The organism is Marinobacter sp. ANT_B65, assembly GCF_002407605.1.
GTDB lineage: Bacteria > Pseudomonadota > Gammaproteobacteria > Pseudomonadales > Oleiphilaceae > Marinobacter.
This window is the reverse complement of sequence record NZ_NXGV01000001.1, coordinates 893,590-909,715: the sequence shown is the minus strand read 5'-3', so window position 1 is coordinate 909,715 and position 16,126 is coordinate 893,590. Positions and strand designations below refer to the sequence as shown.

12 protein-coding genes are annotated in these 16,126 nt (G+C 52.5%); 5 read left to right on the top strand and 7 right to left on the bottom strand.

What is annotated here, in order from left to right:
• Window positions 1-16 precede the first annotated feature (16 nt).
• Window positions 17-370 (top strand): DUF6447 family protein, encoded by a 354-nt coding sequence (locus CPA50_RS19520; RefSeq protein WP_202971734.1) that lies wholly within the window; start codon window positions 17-19, stop codon window positions 368-370.
• A gap of 77 nt (window positions 371-447) precedes the next feature.
• On the opposite strand, the gene CPA50_RS04300 is transcribed toward CPA50_RS19520, so the two are convergent.
• From CPA50_RS04300 to cysQ, 6 genes are all read right to left on the bottom strand, one after another.
• Complete coding sequence (locus CPA50_RS04300) at window positions 448-1,857, bottom strand: MBL fold metallo-hydrolase RNA specificity domain-containing protein (RefSeq protein ID WP_096781221.1); 1,410 nt, start codon at window positions 1,855-1,857, stop codon at window positions 448-450.
• A gap of 28 nt (window positions 1,858-1,885) precedes the next feature.
• Complete coding sequence (locus CPA50_RS04295; RefSeq protein ID WP_096781220.1) at window positions 1,886-3,826, bottom strand: polysaccharide biosynthesis protein; 1,941 nt, start codon at window positions 3,824-3,826, stop codon at window positions 1,886-1,888.
• A gap of 32 nt (window positions 3,827-3,858) precedes the next feature.
• Entirely contained in the window at window positions 3,859-4,416 is a 558-nt protein-coding gene (locus CPA50_RS04290; protein ID WP_096781219.1) for a sugar transferase, read from the bottom strand.
• A 4-nt stretch (window positions 4,417-4,420) separates the two neighbouring features.
• Window positions 4,421-5,365: a UDP-glucose 4-epimerase family protein gene (locus CPA50_RS04285; RefSeq protein WP_096781218.1), complete on the bottom strand. Its 945-nt coding sequence runs from the start codon at window positions 5,363-5,365 to the stop codon at window positions 4,421-4,423.
• A gap of 291 nt (window positions 5,366-5,656) precedes the next feature.
• Window positions 5,657-7,315 (bottom strand): fibronectin type III domain-containing protein, encoded by a 1,659-nt coding sequence (locus CPA50_RS19595; protein ID WP_227519484.1) that lies wholly within the window; start codon window positions 7,313-7,315, stop codon window positions 5,657-5,659.
• A 120-nt stretch (window positions 7,316-7,435) separates the two neighbouring features.
• Window positions 7,436-8,203, bottom strand: a complete 768-nt coding sequence (gene cysQ / locus CPA50_RS04275) for a 3'(2'),5'-bisphosphate nucleotidase CysQ (protein WP_096781217.1) — start codon at window positions 8,201-8,203, stop codon at window positions 7,436-7,438.
• 148 nt (window positions 8,204-8,351) lie between these two features.
• Here cysQ and CPA50_RS04270 point away from each other — a divergent pair, with 148 nt between their 5' ends.
• Complete coding sequence (locus CPA50_RS04270; protein WP_096781216.1) at window positions 8,352-9,713, top strand: MBL fold metallo-hydrolase; 1,362 nt, start codon at window positions 8,352-8,354, stop codon at window positions 9,711-9,713.
• A complete protein-coding gene (locus CPA50_RS04265; protein WP_096781215.1) occupies window positions 9,710-11,875 on the top strand; it encodes a mechanosensitive ion channel domain-containing protein in 2,166 nt (721 codons plus the stop codon). Before CPA50_RS04270 ends, CPA50_RS04265 begins: the two co-directional genes overlap by 4 nt.
• Window positions 11,876-12,383: 508 nt before the next feature.
• Here the strand turns inward: CPA50_RS04265 and CPA50_RS04260 are convergent.
• Window positions 12,384-12,815: a pilin gene (locus CPA50_RS04260; protein WP_319823108.1), complete on the bottom strand. Its 432-nt coding sequence runs from the start codon at window positions 12,813-12,815 to the stop codon at window positions 12,384-12,386.
• Window positions 12,816-13,175: 360 nt separating this feature from the next.
• On the opposite strand from CPA50_RS04260, the gene pilB reads away from it, so the two are divergent.
• Together pilB and CPA50_RS04250 are read left to right on the top strand one after the other, a co-directional pair.
• A complete protein-coding gene (pilB, locus tag CPA50_RS04255; RefSeq protein WP_096781214.1) occupies window positions 13,176-14,894 on the top strand; it encodes a type IV-A pilus assembly ATPase PilB in 1,719 nt (572 codons plus the stop codon).
• A gap of 2 nt (window positions 14,895-14,896) precedes the next feature.
• On the top strand, window positions 14,897-16,117 hold the full coding sequence (locus CPA50_RS04250) for a type II secretion system F family protein (protein ID WP_096781213.1): 1,221 nt from the start codon (window positions 14,897-14,899) through the stop codon (window positions 16,115-16,117).
• Window positions 16,118-16,126: the final 9 nt, after the last annotated feature.

Genomic DNA, 16,126 nt, shown 5'->3' with positions numbered 1-16,126 from the left:
TGACTGGAGTTCTCCGATGACAGACACAAAGAAAACAGGTACAGCCTCAAAGCCTGCCGGGAAGGCACCAGCAAAGCCTGCAGCCAGAAAAGCAAGTGCACCCAAGCCGGCGGCTGGAGCTGCACCAAAGAAAACAACGCGAAAAACTGCGAGCAACAAGGCATCAAAGGAAATGATTACTATTGATGGGAAATCATACCCTGTTGACGCGCTCAACGAGAACGCAAAAGCACAAATCACGAACCTGCGGGCTTCTGACAAAATTATTGCAGAACTGGAAACCGAGCTGGCCATCACAAAGACTGCCCGGCAACGCTACGGCGAAGCACTGGAACACGAACTCAAGCAACTGAACACAACGTTGCAGTGAGCGACAGAGCGGATTGAGCGCGAGGCCGGAATAAAGATATACGCCGGCCCCCAATCCAAAAAAAAGATTTAGATACCCTACCGATCAGGAATCAGCACACCAGAATAATTCCGCTCAACAAGGCATCGTTTAAACGCCTGCTTGGAAGATTCATCTCCATGCACAATACGGATTTCGCCTGGCTTCTCCGGAATACCCTCAACAAAACGGATCAGATCCGATTGCCCTGCATGGGCTGAGTAACCGCCTATCTGGTGTACTCGCGCGCGTATGTCATACCGTTTGCCATCCAGCTCTACCCAACCGCCTGAGGGTCCGTATGTGAGAATATCCCACCCCGGTGTACCTGTAGCCTGGTAGCCAACAAACAAAACATCATGCCTTTCTTCACCAAGCATCGCTTTCAGATAGTTAACCACCCTTCCCCCGGCACACATACCGGAACCGGCCAATACCACGCAAGGGCGATGTGAGCCCGCAAGATACTCAACTGCATTAAGATGATCCCCATGAGAGTTGATCACAGTTAACTGCTCAAACGAAAGCGGATGCCGCCCCTGCAACACCAGGTCGGCCGCCTCAGCATTCCAGAATGGTTTCAGCTTGCGATAGATACCTGTAAATTCTGCTGCCAGGGGGGAATCCACCACAATTTCCAGATCATCCCACACCAGACCGTCCGCTACAGGCTGGCTCCGGAATTCGTGGATCAGGCCCTCTATTTCGTACAACAACTCCTGTGTGCGCCCGATACTGAAGGCAGGGATAAGGACAGTCCCACCGTCTGCCAGCGCATTCTCCAGGATCGCCTTCAACCGGTAGCGGCGTGCTTCCCGGTTTTCATGATTCCTGTCTCCGTAGGTACTTTCAATGATCAGCCGGTCTGCCTGCTCTGGCGAAGCTGGCTCCTGCAACAACGGAGCATGAGGAGCACCCAGGTCGCCGCTGAACACCACCCGCTCACGCCCGCCTTCATAAGTAACATCACATTCCACATATGCAGAGCCCAGAATATGCCCGGCGCGCTGCAAGCGCACCGAAAGCGACCCATCCGGCCCTGAGAATACTTCATGCCACTGGCCGTATGGCACAGGTACCAGCCGGGAGCGAATCAACCCGAGCACCTTGTCAATCAACGATCTGTCCCGGGTGAAACCGATTTTCAGGGCGTCTTCCAGAATTTCCGGAAGCATGATGGCAGAAGGTTCCGAACAGATAATCGGCCCTTCAAATCCAGCAGCCAAAAGATAGGGAATACGGCCCACATGATCGATATGAACATGGGTAACAACCAGAGCACGGATATGCTCAAGGGGGAAATCGACAGAGAGATCTAAAGCCGAAGCATTCTCGCCCTTCTCCTGCCCCTGGAACAGGCCGCAGTCAATCAGGATTCCGGCGATGGCGCTTTTTGCATTATAAAGAGTCAGTTCATGACAGGAACCAGTCACGCCAGCAGTGGCGCCATGATGGGTTATATCTATCACTCTCAACAATCCTTGTTGCGGGTTTCAGTCAAACGGGAAGCCGGTGCACCTTTCCAGAGCTCTCATTCAGAACTGTCAAATCATGACCGCCATGACACCAGACAAGATCAGACACACTGCCATTTGGAGAAAAATCTGTTGAAGCATTCTTGAGGACTTCCAGGATCTGATGGCAATCAAACTCCTGACTGGCACGCTGCAGTTTGTTCAGCACTGATTCCAGTTCTGACCATGGCATAGACACCTCACGCGCCATCATGATGCGAGGATGAGATGTTCCCTGGGGGTCACCACCAATCAGCAACTCCTCGAACAATTTCTCACCGGGCCGCAACCCGGTGAAGACAACTTCGATATCGCCGTTCGGCTGGCTCGGTGTTTTCTCCACAAGCCCCATCAGGTGAATCATCTTGCGAGCCAGATCCGCAATTTTTACCGGCTCCCCCATATCCAGTACAAACACTTCACCACCACGGCCCATACTGCCCGCCTGTAATACCAGCTGGCTGGCCTCTGAAATGGTCATGAAATAACGGATAATATCCTGATGGGTCACCGTAATAGGCCCTCCATCACGTATCTGGTCACGAAACAAAGGCACCACCGAGCCAGAAGAACCCAGTACATTGCCAAACCGGACCATGGAGAAAACCGTTCTGTCCTGCCTCTGTGCAAGACCCTGCAACACCAACTCTGCCATGCGCTTGCTCGCCCCCATCACATTTGTGGGACGAACAGCCTTATCAGTAGAAATCAGAACAAACCGTTCAACCTTCGCCGCAATCGCTGCCTCTGCCGCATGCAAGGTGCCGAACACATTACTCTGAACACCTTCAATTACATTATGTTCAACCAGAGGCACATGCTTGTATGCCGCTGCGTGATAAACCGTCTCGACTTCAAAACTGCGCATAACCATCTCACACCGGCGACGATGGATAACGCTCCCTAAAATAGGAAAAATCTCAACGTTCAGCTCATCAATCCGGTTGATTGCCTGCAATTCGCGCTCAATGGCGTAAAGTGAATACTCGGATTGCTCAAACAGGACCAGGGATCGCGGGCGGTGGCGAATAATTTGCCGGCATAACTCAGAGCCAATGGACCCACCAGCCCCCGTTACCATCACGGCCTTGCTATAAAGGCTGGCAGCAACCTGAGCACTATCCGGCAGAACAGGGTTCCTGCCGAGCAGGTCTTCAATCTCCAGGTCCCGGATATCGCTGATCCGGGCCTGGCCCGCAACCAGCTCACTGAGCGAAGGCACTGTCTGCACGGGTAACTTCAAAACTTCCAGCCGCTTAAGCAACTGCCGGCGGTCAATCTGCTTGTTGGCATCCAAAGCCAACAACAATCGCTTTACACCATGGGCCTGCACCGCCTTCTCGAGATGCTCCAGAGAGTATACCGGGACACCAGCGATAAGAGCTTTGTGGTTGGCTGACAGCAAACCGATAAACACGGCCGGGTGATACTCAGAGCCCTCCTGCAACGCCTTCGCAAGCTGGGCACCAGTCTCACCCGCCCCGACAATGGCGACTAATTCTTTGCCCTGATTGGATGAGTGGTTTACCAGCATACGCACGCTCATTCTGCTGCCACCCACGAAAATGAAAGCCAGCGCTGCATATATAACCGGAACGGAGCGCGGAATCAGAACATGAAGGCTGTATCCAAGCAGGATCAGCAACAGGGCAGAAATGCCTACACCCGTAACAATAGTCAGAAACGCCCTGTCACTCATATAGCGCACAACAGCGCGGTACAGGCCGAGGCGAACAAAAACAGCCAGAGTGAAAACAACCGTGAGCCCGGTGACCAGCAACTGCCCCCGGCTAGGAAGCCAAAGGCTCTGTTCCAGGCGCAGGGCGAAGGATGCCCAAAGGGCGAACGAAAGCGCGACCGCATCTACCGAGACAGAAATGATGCGCTTGTAAAAGCGCGGAAGCCTTAAAAATGATTCAAGCATAGCAACTCACTGTCGCCGTAGGGGCTAATAGTCTAATCACGACCGGGCACTCTGTCGCCGGAGCCTTTGCCCGCAACTGTCATGAAAATGTATTTAAAGTATGCTGTGATATTCAGGTCAGAGAGCATCCTTGCGTCTGTTTCTGCCAGTAATTCCGGCATCGACATATCAATATTATTTACCTGAGCCAGACCAGTAATCCCCGGCCGGGCTATTAACACACCGCGCCGCTCACGCTCAGTAATCAGGTGCTCCTGATTGAACAGACAGGGCCGTGGCCCCACCAGGCTCATATCACCTTTAAGAACATTCCAGAGCTGTGGCAATTCGTCCAGCTTGGTACGTCTCAGGAAGCGGCCATACCTGGTTATGGATGAACTGACTGCCAGATGGCTGGCAACAGAAGCAGTATCCACGGACATTGTACGGAATTTCACCAAAGTAAAGGGGCGCTTGTTTTGCCCGACCCTCTCCTGCAGAAACACCGGTGAACCTGTATCAAACAGACCAATCAGGTAAAGCACCAACAATACAGGAAACCCCAGAACCAACCCTGAGAGAGAGAACAGAACATCCAGTATTCGAATCACACAATCAGTCCTGACGAATTTCAAAACAGTGCCGAAGTCCCTGCTCTACAGTTAGTGGTGGTGTCCAGTTCAAGCACTTTCGAGTGTGCTCGATATCAACCTGCAAAGACCCAAGCAACCGCCGGGCAAGGGCTTTCTGGCCAAGCAACGTGGCACCGAACTGCAGCAACCCGGCCGGCACAGGTATCAAACGTGATGGTATACCCATAGCATTTGCGACACCACGCAGAAGCTCTGTTGTGGACAAATCTTCACCATCTGCTGCCAGAAACGTCTGGTTTGCGGCATTGGGGTGGCTGATGCACGTAACAATCAGATCCACCAGATTATCCAGAGCCAGCAAAGACCGCCGGTTCCTGATTGAGCCCAATGGCAGGGGCAAGCCTTTTGCAACCAGCCTTACCATAGTTGCAAAGTTACCTTTAGCTCCCGGCCCATATACCAGTGATGGACGGATAATAACTACTTCCATACCCGTATCCTTCGCCAACTGCCGCAGCTGCATTTCCGACTCCAGCTTGGAAACGCCATATGGATCTGCAGGGGCCGCTGCATCCTCCGCCGTGAAAGGACAACCAGCAGGAGTCTGTTCACCATTCACCTTGACAGAACTGATGTAGATCAAGCGCCTTACACCAGCCTCTGCGGCCTGCCGGGCGAGATTGAGGGTGCCATCTACGTTAACCCTTCTATACTCGGCCAAAGGGTCTGCAACCTCGTCGTTCATGATATGAGCACGTGCCGCAGTGTGAATCACTACTTGCTGATTCTTCAGGGCACACTGCCAGCTGGTCTGACCATCCACCTCATGAATGACAACTTCAGATCCTGGAGGGTTAGAGCCTGACTGCCTTACCGCGCTGGATAAATTATAGCTCTGACTCTTCTGCAGCCGCGCACATACCCGCCTCCCGACGAAACCCGTAGCACCGGTTACAAGAATATTCATTGGGATTCATCCCCGATCAGAAGCTCACACAACCCCGGAGCCAACCAGCCACCCACGCGCCAGCCCATTATATAACCTCAGGATGATTTCCAGTCATTATAAGGGAGTCTTCAGAAATAGTTCGAACAGATATTTCAGCTTCAGCGACAGAACCTTATAGTTCCGGGCAGAAGTGAGTCAGTGTCTTGAAAGGATAGAAGGTCCGGAAGGGGTTCACCATAGCGCCGACGTTTTTGTCGGCGCTATGGTGAAGGACTTTCTAATTCAGGGAATGAGCGTTAATTCAGAGAGCTACCGGGAAATCGTCTTGCTGACCGATTCAGACCAGGCACTCTCCAGACCGTTGGTATCTATTGTGCGAACTGCAAAGTACCAGGTACCTTCTTCCAGACCAGCTATTTCGTAGCTCATAGCCTGACCATCTTCAACAACTTCCTCAGACGGCATTTCGTCAGCACTCTGCCCGGTACCATACCGGACTATATATCTGTCAATCTCCCCCATGGCCAGCGACTCTCCATTTGCTCGTGTCAGAGGTGCCTGCCAGCTTATTTTTGCTGCACCAGTCACCGGTTCCGGAGTTGGAGCCGTATCAGACTCTGGAGGTGCATCAGATTCCGGAGCTGTATCATCAGACGCCGGAGCCACATCAGACTCTGGAGGAGCATCAGATTCCGGAGCTGTATCATCAGATGCCGGAGCCACATCAGACTCTGGAGGTGCATCAGATTCCGGAGCTGTATCATCAGACGCCGGAGCCACACCAGACTCTGGAGGTGCATCAGATTCTGGAGCTGTATCATCAGACGCCGGAGCCACATCGGACTCTGGAGGAGCATCAGATTCTGGAGCTACATCACCAGACTCTGGAGCAGCATCAGGTTCCGGAGCTAAATCACCAGACTCTGGAGGTGCATCAGATTCCGGAGAAGGCTCTGGCTGCGGGGTGGGTTCAGGCGCACTGCTATACCCTGTTGCCATCAAAGTTTCTTCAAGGCTACCAAGTGCATCAGAAAGGGCATTACCCCAGACTCCCGTGCCATCATACTGGTCTTGCAAATACTCAACCTGCAACACTGCTGACAAGGCCAGCAACTCAACACTCAGGCCCAGATCATTCCCTGAACCTGACGGCAGTTCGCCATATACATCCGAGCTAGTTCGGGCAGACTCCAGTACATCCCCTAATGTATTCCAGCGATCACCATCAACCAGGCTCAGAAAAGCAACATTCAACAAGGCTGTTTTCAAGTCCGACGGCTGCAAATTGCTCAGGTCTGGCGACGCAAGATCAAGAGGCTTCCTGGACAAAGCACCAGCATCAAGCCCGAAGAGTTCTTCCTGCTGCGCAAGAATCTCCATAAAGCCAGAAATACCGCCTTCTGGCTGCTCAAGAAACTGCTCGAATGCAAGAGTTACCAACGGAGTCAAAGCTACTACCCGGCCGGTATCAGATGGATCCACGAGCGACTTTAAAACCAGGTTACTGCCCGGCCAGAACCATTCCCCAAACGCAACACTGACACCAGAGGGGGTCTTGCATGACGGCTGTGCATCACAACGCATCGCTGTTTGAGAATCTGACGTAAGAACCACTTTCAGTGAATAATCTGAATAGTCATCAGGCACTTCAACCCGGAACCCGCCATTAACATCCGTCCTGACGGTACTGCCTACCTGTACCCATCCGTAATCTGAAGTATCAGGCTCATGGTACCAAAGAGAGACCAGGCCGCTTTCAATCGCACCCTTGACCGCATAGCCCTCAACCCAGAGCTTCTGCTGTGAACTTTCGGGTTCAGCTGGAGGGTTTTCTACTGCACTGGCCGGAGCTCCCGTTGATGCATCGGGCGATGAATCTGAAGAATCACCGCCGCCACAGGCCGATAGCAATGAGCTAAGCACAAGGGTAGCAAAAGCTAATCGCAAACGTTCGTTAAAGGGAGTCATAACATCTCCGGAATTAGTAGACGATGCTATGTTAACCAGCGCAACCACAAATTAATGCTAAACCCGTCGCCGTTTCACCCTAAAATGCGTCAATTTAATGACTTCACGTTTTTGTCAATTTCAGAAGTACCAGTTCCCCGCAGCGATAAAGTGAGGATTTAAAACATCTTTTTTCCCATATTGGAGTGGCAGGCCATCTAATGACCGCACGTCGCCACCTGCCGCACGCAGAACAGCGTGCGCAGCTCCAGTGTCCCACTCGCTGGTGGGCCCCATACGCGGATAGATGTCGGCATGACCTTCAGCTATCCGGCAGAACTTGAGCGAACTGCCAGCCTGGACTGTCTGATGCGCACCCAGGTTATCGATAAAAGCCCGGGTCTCATCATTCAGATGGTTTTTGCTGGCGACCACACGTTTGACTTCCCCGGGCTCCGCCACCCGCATACGGTGAATCAGGCCTGTACGGTCGCGCTTGTGGGCACCCTCCCCTTTAACACCCCAGAAGGCTTCCTTCAAAGCCGGCGCGGTAACCACACCCATTACCGGCACGCCGTCTTCAATCATGGCAATATTTACCGTGAACTCACCTGTGCGCTGAGTGAAATCCCTGGTGCCATCTATAGGGTCAATAAGCCAGAACCGGCGCCAGTGCTTCCTCTCTTCCCACGGAGCCGCTACGCTCTCTTCCGAAAGGATCGGAATATCCCGGCTTATATTGCGCAGCCCCCTTACTATAATTTCATGACTGGCAATATCCGCAGCCGTGATGGGGGATTCGTCTTCCTTGTAGCTCACCTTGAAATCAGACTGATAGATATGGAGCACTCGGTCGCTGGCCTCATCGGCCACCCTGATCACTTCCGGGAGTATTGAGCTGTAGTACATAGTCTGCTTCCTGCTTTTTTGGGGAGTTTGAATGTTGGCAATATGAGCAACTGCCCATATTCGGGCTTTTTTGTGGTGGCGCTTTCAGGCAATCTGACAAAACCTATTTTAAACGCATTTCAACGCAAGCATCGAAAGGGCCTCGTGTATGAAACTTCGCTTCCTCGGCGGCACCGGCACAGTAACCGGCTCACGCTACCTGTTATCCGATGAAAACCATCGCGTACTGATCGATTGCGGAATGTACCAGGGTGTTAAAACCCTGCGCCGGAGGAACTGGGCGAAGTTTCCTGTAGATCCGGGCACCATAGATGCGGTAGTTCTCACACACGCCCATATCGACCACTCTGGCTATCTGCCCGCACTGGTAAAAAATGGCTTCAAGGGCAAGATCTACTGCACCCAGGGTACTCACGACCTGTGCAAAGTGCTGCTGCCGGATGCGGGATACCTCCAGGAAGAGGACGCAAAATACGCGTTCCGGAAAAAGTTCTCAAAGCATGAACATCCGGAACCCCTGTTTACCGAAAAAGATGCATGGGAAGCCCTGAAACATTTTGAGCCCCTTCACTACCACGAGACCTTCGAACCAGTGAAGGATTTTGAAGTGTCCTTTACCCCCGCCGGGCACATTCTGGGCTCTGCCTGCGTACACGTTCACCACAAAGCCGACAACCGTACAGTTGTATTCAGCGGCGATGTGGGCCGACAGAATGACATAATCATGCGGGCACCAGAGCCTATCAAAGAAGCCGACGTGCTTGTTTGCGAATCCACCTACGGAGACCGCACACATGAGGAAACCGACCCGGAAACCGAACTGGCGGAGATAATTACCCGCACCGTGAACCGTGGCGGCATTGTATTGATACCCGCTTTTGCGGTTGGCCGCGCACAGATGCTGCTTTACGTGATCCACAAGATCATGAAAGAAGGACGCATCCCCAGGTTACCGGTATTTCTCAACAGCCCCATGGCCATCAAGGCCACAGAGATATTCTGCAAGCACCACAAAGAGCACAAACTGAGCGCCAGCCAGTGCGAGATGATCGACAACCACACCGAGTTCGTCCGCACAGTGGATGAATCCATAAAGCTGGATTCTGCCCGCTACCCTTGCATCATCGTGTCTGCAAGCGGCATGGCAAGCGGAGGCAGGGTTCTCCACCACCTGAAAACGCTGCTGCCAAACTACCGGAACAGCGTTATTTTTGCAGGTTTCCAGGCACCCGGCACCCGGGGCGACAGACTGGTAGCAGGAGCAGATTCGGTAAAGATTCATGGCGAATACTGGCCGGTGAAAGCGGAAATCCACAACATAGGCTCACTCTCAGCCCATGGCGACTACAACGAAATCCTGCAATGGCTTGAACAGGGAACTCTTAAACCAGAGAAGGTGTATGTAACCCACGGAGAGATGCTGGCCAGCGACATCATGCGCAAGCGGATCAATGAAAAATTCGGATGGGACGCCGAAGTGCCCGATTTGTTTGAAGAGGTTGAAATTTGAGGCTCACCGCACTTTTCCTTGGCGCCCTGTTATTATTCACTTGCGCTGGCACAGCTCTGGCTCAGCCCTTTACCTTACCCGGCATCCCCGGGCTTTCGGGGCAGACCGAAGAGCAGGAATCCGCTTCGCCCGAAGAGCTGGCCGAGTCGCTTGAAATAACCATTCAGGCACTTCAGGACGACGAGAGCAGGCGGGCTCTGGTAGAGCAACTCAAGTCCCTGCAGCAGGGTCTTCAGGCGGAATCTGCACAAACGGCACAGAAGGTAACCGGCGGACAGGGTTTGCTGGGCGCCCTGGCTGTTTTTTTCGATGAAGCGTCCAACCCTGACACCGATGCCGGGACACCCCTTGGAAAGTGGAAGAACAACTTCCGGAACGCCTACAGTGCAGCAGAAAAATTGCTGGCAAGCGCATCGCTTCGCGTTCTGGTAGAAACCATTGCAGGGCTTGCAGCGTGGCTGACCGCACTCTGGGGCCTTTCACGCCTCGCACGCATGCTATATACATGGCGAGGCTGGCCACTGCAAATGCCCAGACAGCCCAGGCCCTGGATGCTTATAGCCCACCTGGCGCGGCGCCTTTTGCCCTGGCTTATCACCTTTACCGCGCTTTTGGCGGGCCTGCCTACATTCGGCATGTCTGAAGGCGCTCAAAGCACTGTTCTCATCCTTGCTTACGCCGCACTGTGTGCCCGCGGGCTGACTTCGTTCTTTGACGTAATAATCTCAATTTTCTCCAGCGGCCATCGCCAGACCGCCGTTCTGATCTTACGCCGGCGAATGATGGTGCCACTGTTCATTATCGGCGTACTCTTCGCACTTGAGGACGCGCTGGGCACAGCCGAGCTCACCTCGCAACTCGGAACAGAACTCGCCAGCGCCCTGGCCCTGACCTTCAGCATAGCGGCAGCCCTTCTGAGCTTTTTCCTTATCATCCGTAACCGTCGCCCCGTTACCCACCTGATTCGCAACCGCCCCTACAAGCAGCGCAAGAACCAGGGCGTATGGCGGGAAGTAACAGCTCTGCTGGCCAGGCTCTGGCACATCCCCATGTTAATGGCCATCAGCGCATCAGTGGTCGCGGTTTTTGCCAATGGAGGAGAAGCAGACGCAGCCCTGGGCAAGGCCATGGTCTGCGCACTACTGCTTGCAGTAACCCTGGCCATCCAGGGTCTCTTCGGTATTCAGGAGAACAGCCCCAAGCACCGGGCACTCAGCAAGTTCAGCCAGAGGCTGGTACGTTTTGGCTTTCGCCTGCTGCAGACAGCCGCATGGCTGGCGTTTTTTGAGCTGGTTTTACAGGTCTGGGATTTGTCCTTGCTGGGGGTGGGCGAAAAACCACCGATCAGTACCGGCCTGATTAACAGCCTGATCGGTGTATTCCTCACATGGCTGATTGCGAGCATTGTCTGGATTTTCGTGGACGAACTCCTGGAGCGGGCATTACGCGGTGGAGACCGCAAAAAGCGGGGCAACACCGCTAGAGCTCAGACCATTGTGCCAATTGCCAGGAACACCCTGCTGATCACAATCATTATTGTGGCCATATTTGTCGGCCTTTCCACCCTGGGCGTAGACGTAACCCCCCTTTTGGCGGGTGCCGGCATTATCGGCCTCGCAGTGGGCTTTGGCGCCCAGACTCTCGTACAGGATTTAATCACGGGCCTGTTCATTGTGGTTGAAGACTCCATGTCGGTCGGCGACTTCGTGGAGATCAACAGCTTTATGGGAACGGTAGAAGGTTTTAACTTGCGCACCGTGCGAATGCGCGACCTTGAAGGGGTAGTTCACCACATCACCTTCAGTAAAATCAGCTCCATTCACAACATGTCCAGGCAATTTGGTATCGCGCTGATCAAAATCCGGATTCCCCGCGAACTGCCTATCGACGACGCAATCCTTCTGATGGAAGAAACCGCTGAGGAATTGCGCACCCAGCCAGATATGCGCTGGCTGATCTGGTCACCTCTTGAAATGCAGGGCATTCACTCGTTTGAAGAGGGTTGCCCGGTACTACGGATGCGGATGAGAACAAAGCCGGAGTGCCAGTGGGATGTTTCCCGGGCTTTTAATTTGCTGCTGAAACGGAATATGGAACAGAGATATATTGATGTTGCTGCACCCAGAATCAGTGTTCAGATGGATGCAGTTCCTACTGCCTGAACACCATCTTCTAACCCGTCAATTGTAGCCGGGTTTTGGCGCAACCTATGCTGTAGTACCCCGCATTGTTTTCCAACCGATCCACAGCCCCTCTAGCAGACAATAGACGAAAATAGAGCGTGCTCAATGGTGCTTTGAGCCACACGGGACAGATTAGCCGGTGAGACAAACGCGATTCAGTTAACGAGACACTCCACCGATTCTTGAGCAACTGAACATAAATCCCGGCCTGTGATTCGAGCGGGCAACAAGGCTTGAAGCAATCTATCAGAACAACCGCCCTCCCTATGACACCATATCCTGATCCGACGAACTTAGCCGCTAATTTGACAGACCTGACATACAACATTATCCCAAGAAGTTAACCATACTCATATCGCTACTTTAACGTGAATCTGAGACACCGGTACCAGAAACGACAAAGGCCCGAGGATCTACACCCCGGGCCTTTGAGAATCAGGTCAGACTCTGCTTATGCGGTGCCTGCCCATGATCTGAGTCTACTCAATTAGCTGCACTTACCCGGCTTATATTTAGCGTCCAGAGTAGATGTGCATGACCATTCTCCATCAGCTGTGCGTGACCAGGTGATCTCTTTGCCATTAAACTTAGCCGCATTACCGTTTATTCCAGTGCATTTAATCTCACCATCAGCCGCAGCATTGATCGAAACGGTACAGTATGAAGTAGGGTTAGTAATACCAATAAATCCCTCATCAGCAGCAGTCAGGCTCGGGGTTTTCCCTTCATTAATTGCCTGCTCAAACGCAACCTTACCCGGGGTAATTTCTGCAAGCGCAGCTGCTGCGTTAGATTTAACCGTATAATCCTGATACTGCGGAATAGCGATGGCCGCCAAAATACCGATAATCGCAACAACGATCATCAATTCAATCAGTGTAAAACCTTTCTGAGCATGGTTCATTTGCATGTTCTTCATATGTGACCTCTACCTTTGGATATTAAGAATCTCGAAACGGCCCGCAAGCAGTTTTATTGAGCCTGAGCCAGACAAAGCACCCAGCGTGCCAACTACAAACCAAAAAAAACAAAACACATAAAATCAGATAGCTAGGCAATCTTCATGTCACTTATGCGACATACCGGAGCAAAGAGTTATCATCTGCCGCCATCAATGATCGTCACTTCCTGACAAAAAACGTCACCCCTGCCTGCCATTTATCCGGAGCCTGCCCCAAATTGCCCACACACCTTCCCAAACCCAGGCCAGCCATCTAAACTCTCCACAATCGACGAAAACTCTTTTTCAGTCACTTAGACGGCATTCTTTACTCAGTTTATGGCTACTAATCAAAGTAATATCACGCTTACCGGCCTCGCCCGGCGCTTTGTGGATGACGGGCTTCTTGATGAAGCAACCGCCAAAGATGCGTTTGTGCAGGCGTCCCAGAACCGCATTCCGCTGATCACCTACCTTACCCAGAATAACCTGGCGGATAGTTCCAGGCTGGCGTTTTCGGCGGCCATGGAGTTCGGGGTATCGGTTCTGGACCTGTCATCATTTCTTCCGGAGATGATGCCGGAGAAAATAGTTGACGAGAAGCTGGTGCGAAAGCACAACGCCCTGCCTCTGTATAAAAGGGGAAACCGCCTTTTTATAGCCGTCTCAGACCCTACGAACATTCAGGCACTGGATGAAATAAAGTTCAACACAGGCCTGAGCACGGACCCTATTCTGGTCGATGATGCCCGGCTCCGGGAAGCTATCGACAAGTACCTGGAATCCCATGACAACAGCATGGGCAATCTCGATGATGCGGATCTCGAGGGTGTGGAAACCGAGGGCGGCGACCAGGAAGATGATGAGGCGACCACCTCGGCAAATGATTTCGATGATGCCCCTATCGTCAAATATGTGAACAAGATGTTGCTGGACGCTATTCGTGGCGGCGCTTCGGATGTACATTTCGAACCTTATGAAAAGACTTACAGGGTGCGCTACAGAACCGACGGCATGCTGAAGGAAATGTCCCACCCCTCAATCAAACTGGCTCCCAAGATCTCGGCCCGCATAAAAATCATGGCGCAACTGGATATATCCGAGCGCCGGGTTCCTCAGGATGGCCGGATCAAGATGAAACTGTCCAAAACCAAAGCTATTGATTTCCGGGTTAATACACTCCCTACCCTTTGGGGTGAGAAAATCGTTCTCCGGATTCTTGACCCCAGCCAGGCAAAACTGGGTATTGACGCACTGGGCTACGAAGAAGACCAGAAGCAACTGTTCCTTGATGCACTTTCCCAGCCCCAGGGCATGATTCTGGTTACAGGCCCGACGGGCTCCGGTAAAACAGTATCCCTGTATACGGGCCTGAATATTCTTAACACCGAAGACATCAATATCTCCACGGCAGAGGATCCGGCCGAAATCAACCTGGAGGGCATAAACCAGGTTAACGTGAACAACAGGGTTGGGCTGGGGTTTGCAGAAGCACTCAGAGCCTTTCTTCGTCAGGACCCGGATGTAATCATGGTAGGCGAGATCCGTGACCTGGAAACCGCCAATATTGCGATCAAAGCTGCACAGACCGGACACCTGGTTTTATCCACCCTGCACACCAACAGCGCTGCTGAAACGCTTACCCGGATGATGAACATGGGGGTCCCTGCCTTCAACATTGCGACATCCGTAAGTCTTATCATTGCCCAGAGGCTCGGCCGGCGCCTGTGCAGTGCCTGCAAACAGCCCGGCGATGTTCCAAAAGACGTACTTTTGGCCGAAGGGTTCACACAGGAACAAATTGATACAGGCTTCAAGTTGTACCACCCCAAGGGCTGTGATAAATGCAATGGTGGGTATAAAGGCCGCGTCGGTATTTACGAGGTGGTCAAGATCACTGAAAAGCTGGCAAGCATGATTATGGAAGAAGCCAGCTCCATTAAAATTGCAAAGCAGGCTGAGGCCGAAGGCTTCCGAAATTTACGCCAGTCCGCACTGATGAAGGTGATGGAGGGCGTGACCAGTCTTGAGGAAGCGAACCGCGTGACGAAGGATTAAGCATGTCAGAGAAAGCGCAAAAGCTGGAATCGTATATCTGGGAAGGTAAAGACCGGAAAGGCAATAAATCCAAAGGTGAGCTTACCGGCTCAACTCTGGCTCTGGTTAAAGCCCAGCTACGCAAGCAGGGAATCATTCCAGACAAGGTAAGGAAGAAACCAAAGCCGTTGTTCGGCGGCAGCAAAAAGGTTACGCCCTTCGACATAGCCATGCTTACCAGGCAACTGGCAACGATGATGAAAGCCGGCGTACCTCTGGTTCAGAGCTTTGACATAGTCAGCGACGGCCTGGAGAACAAAGGGCTGCAGGAGCTGGTTATGTCAATCCGGAACGATATTGCTTCCGGTAACAGTTTTGCCGGATCGCTAAAAAAGCACCCAAAACACTTTGACGATCTCTACTGCAACCTGGTGGATTCCGGCGAGAAAGCCGGTGCTCTGGAGCAGATGCTGGACCGTATCGCCCTTTACCTTGAGAAAACAGAGCTATTGAAGAAAAAGGTAAAAAAAGCGATGACTTACCCCGCTGCAATCATAGTCGTGGCTATAATTGTGAGCGCTATTCTTCTGGTAAAAGTTGTTCCTCAATTCGAAAACCTTTTTCAGGGTTTTGGTGCAGAGCTTCCCGTTTTCACCCAGATGGTTGTACGGCTTTCCGAGTGGATGCAGAGCTGGTGGTTTGTGGTGTTGCTAGGCGTTGCAGGCACTATCTTTTTATTCAAGGAAGCCAGGCGTCGCTCCCAGAAATTCTCGGACATAGTGGACAAGTATATCCTTAAACTACCTATTATTGGCGAGATTCTCGATAAATCAGCGGTCGCCAAATTCGGCCGGGTTCTGTCGACTACTTTTGCTGCGGGTGTTCCTCTGGTAGATGCTCTGGACTCAGTGGCGGGTGCCACGGGTAACGCGGTTTACCGGGATGCGATTGATCGCATCAAGAACGACGTATCCAGCGGTACCCAGTTGCAGGCTTCCATGCGACAACAGGATGTTTTCCCTGTAATGGCAGTGCAATTGACAGCTATTGGTGAGGAGTCCGGTAACCTGGACGAAATGCTTGAGAAGGTAGCCGTGCACTATGAAGCCGTGGTTGATGACATGGTTGACAACCTGACCGCACTGATGGAGCCAATGATTATGGCTGTGCTGGGTGTGCTTGTGGGTGGTCTGATTATTGCCATGTATCTGCCTATCTTCCAGATGGGCGCAGTTGTGGGGTAAGAGCTTTCT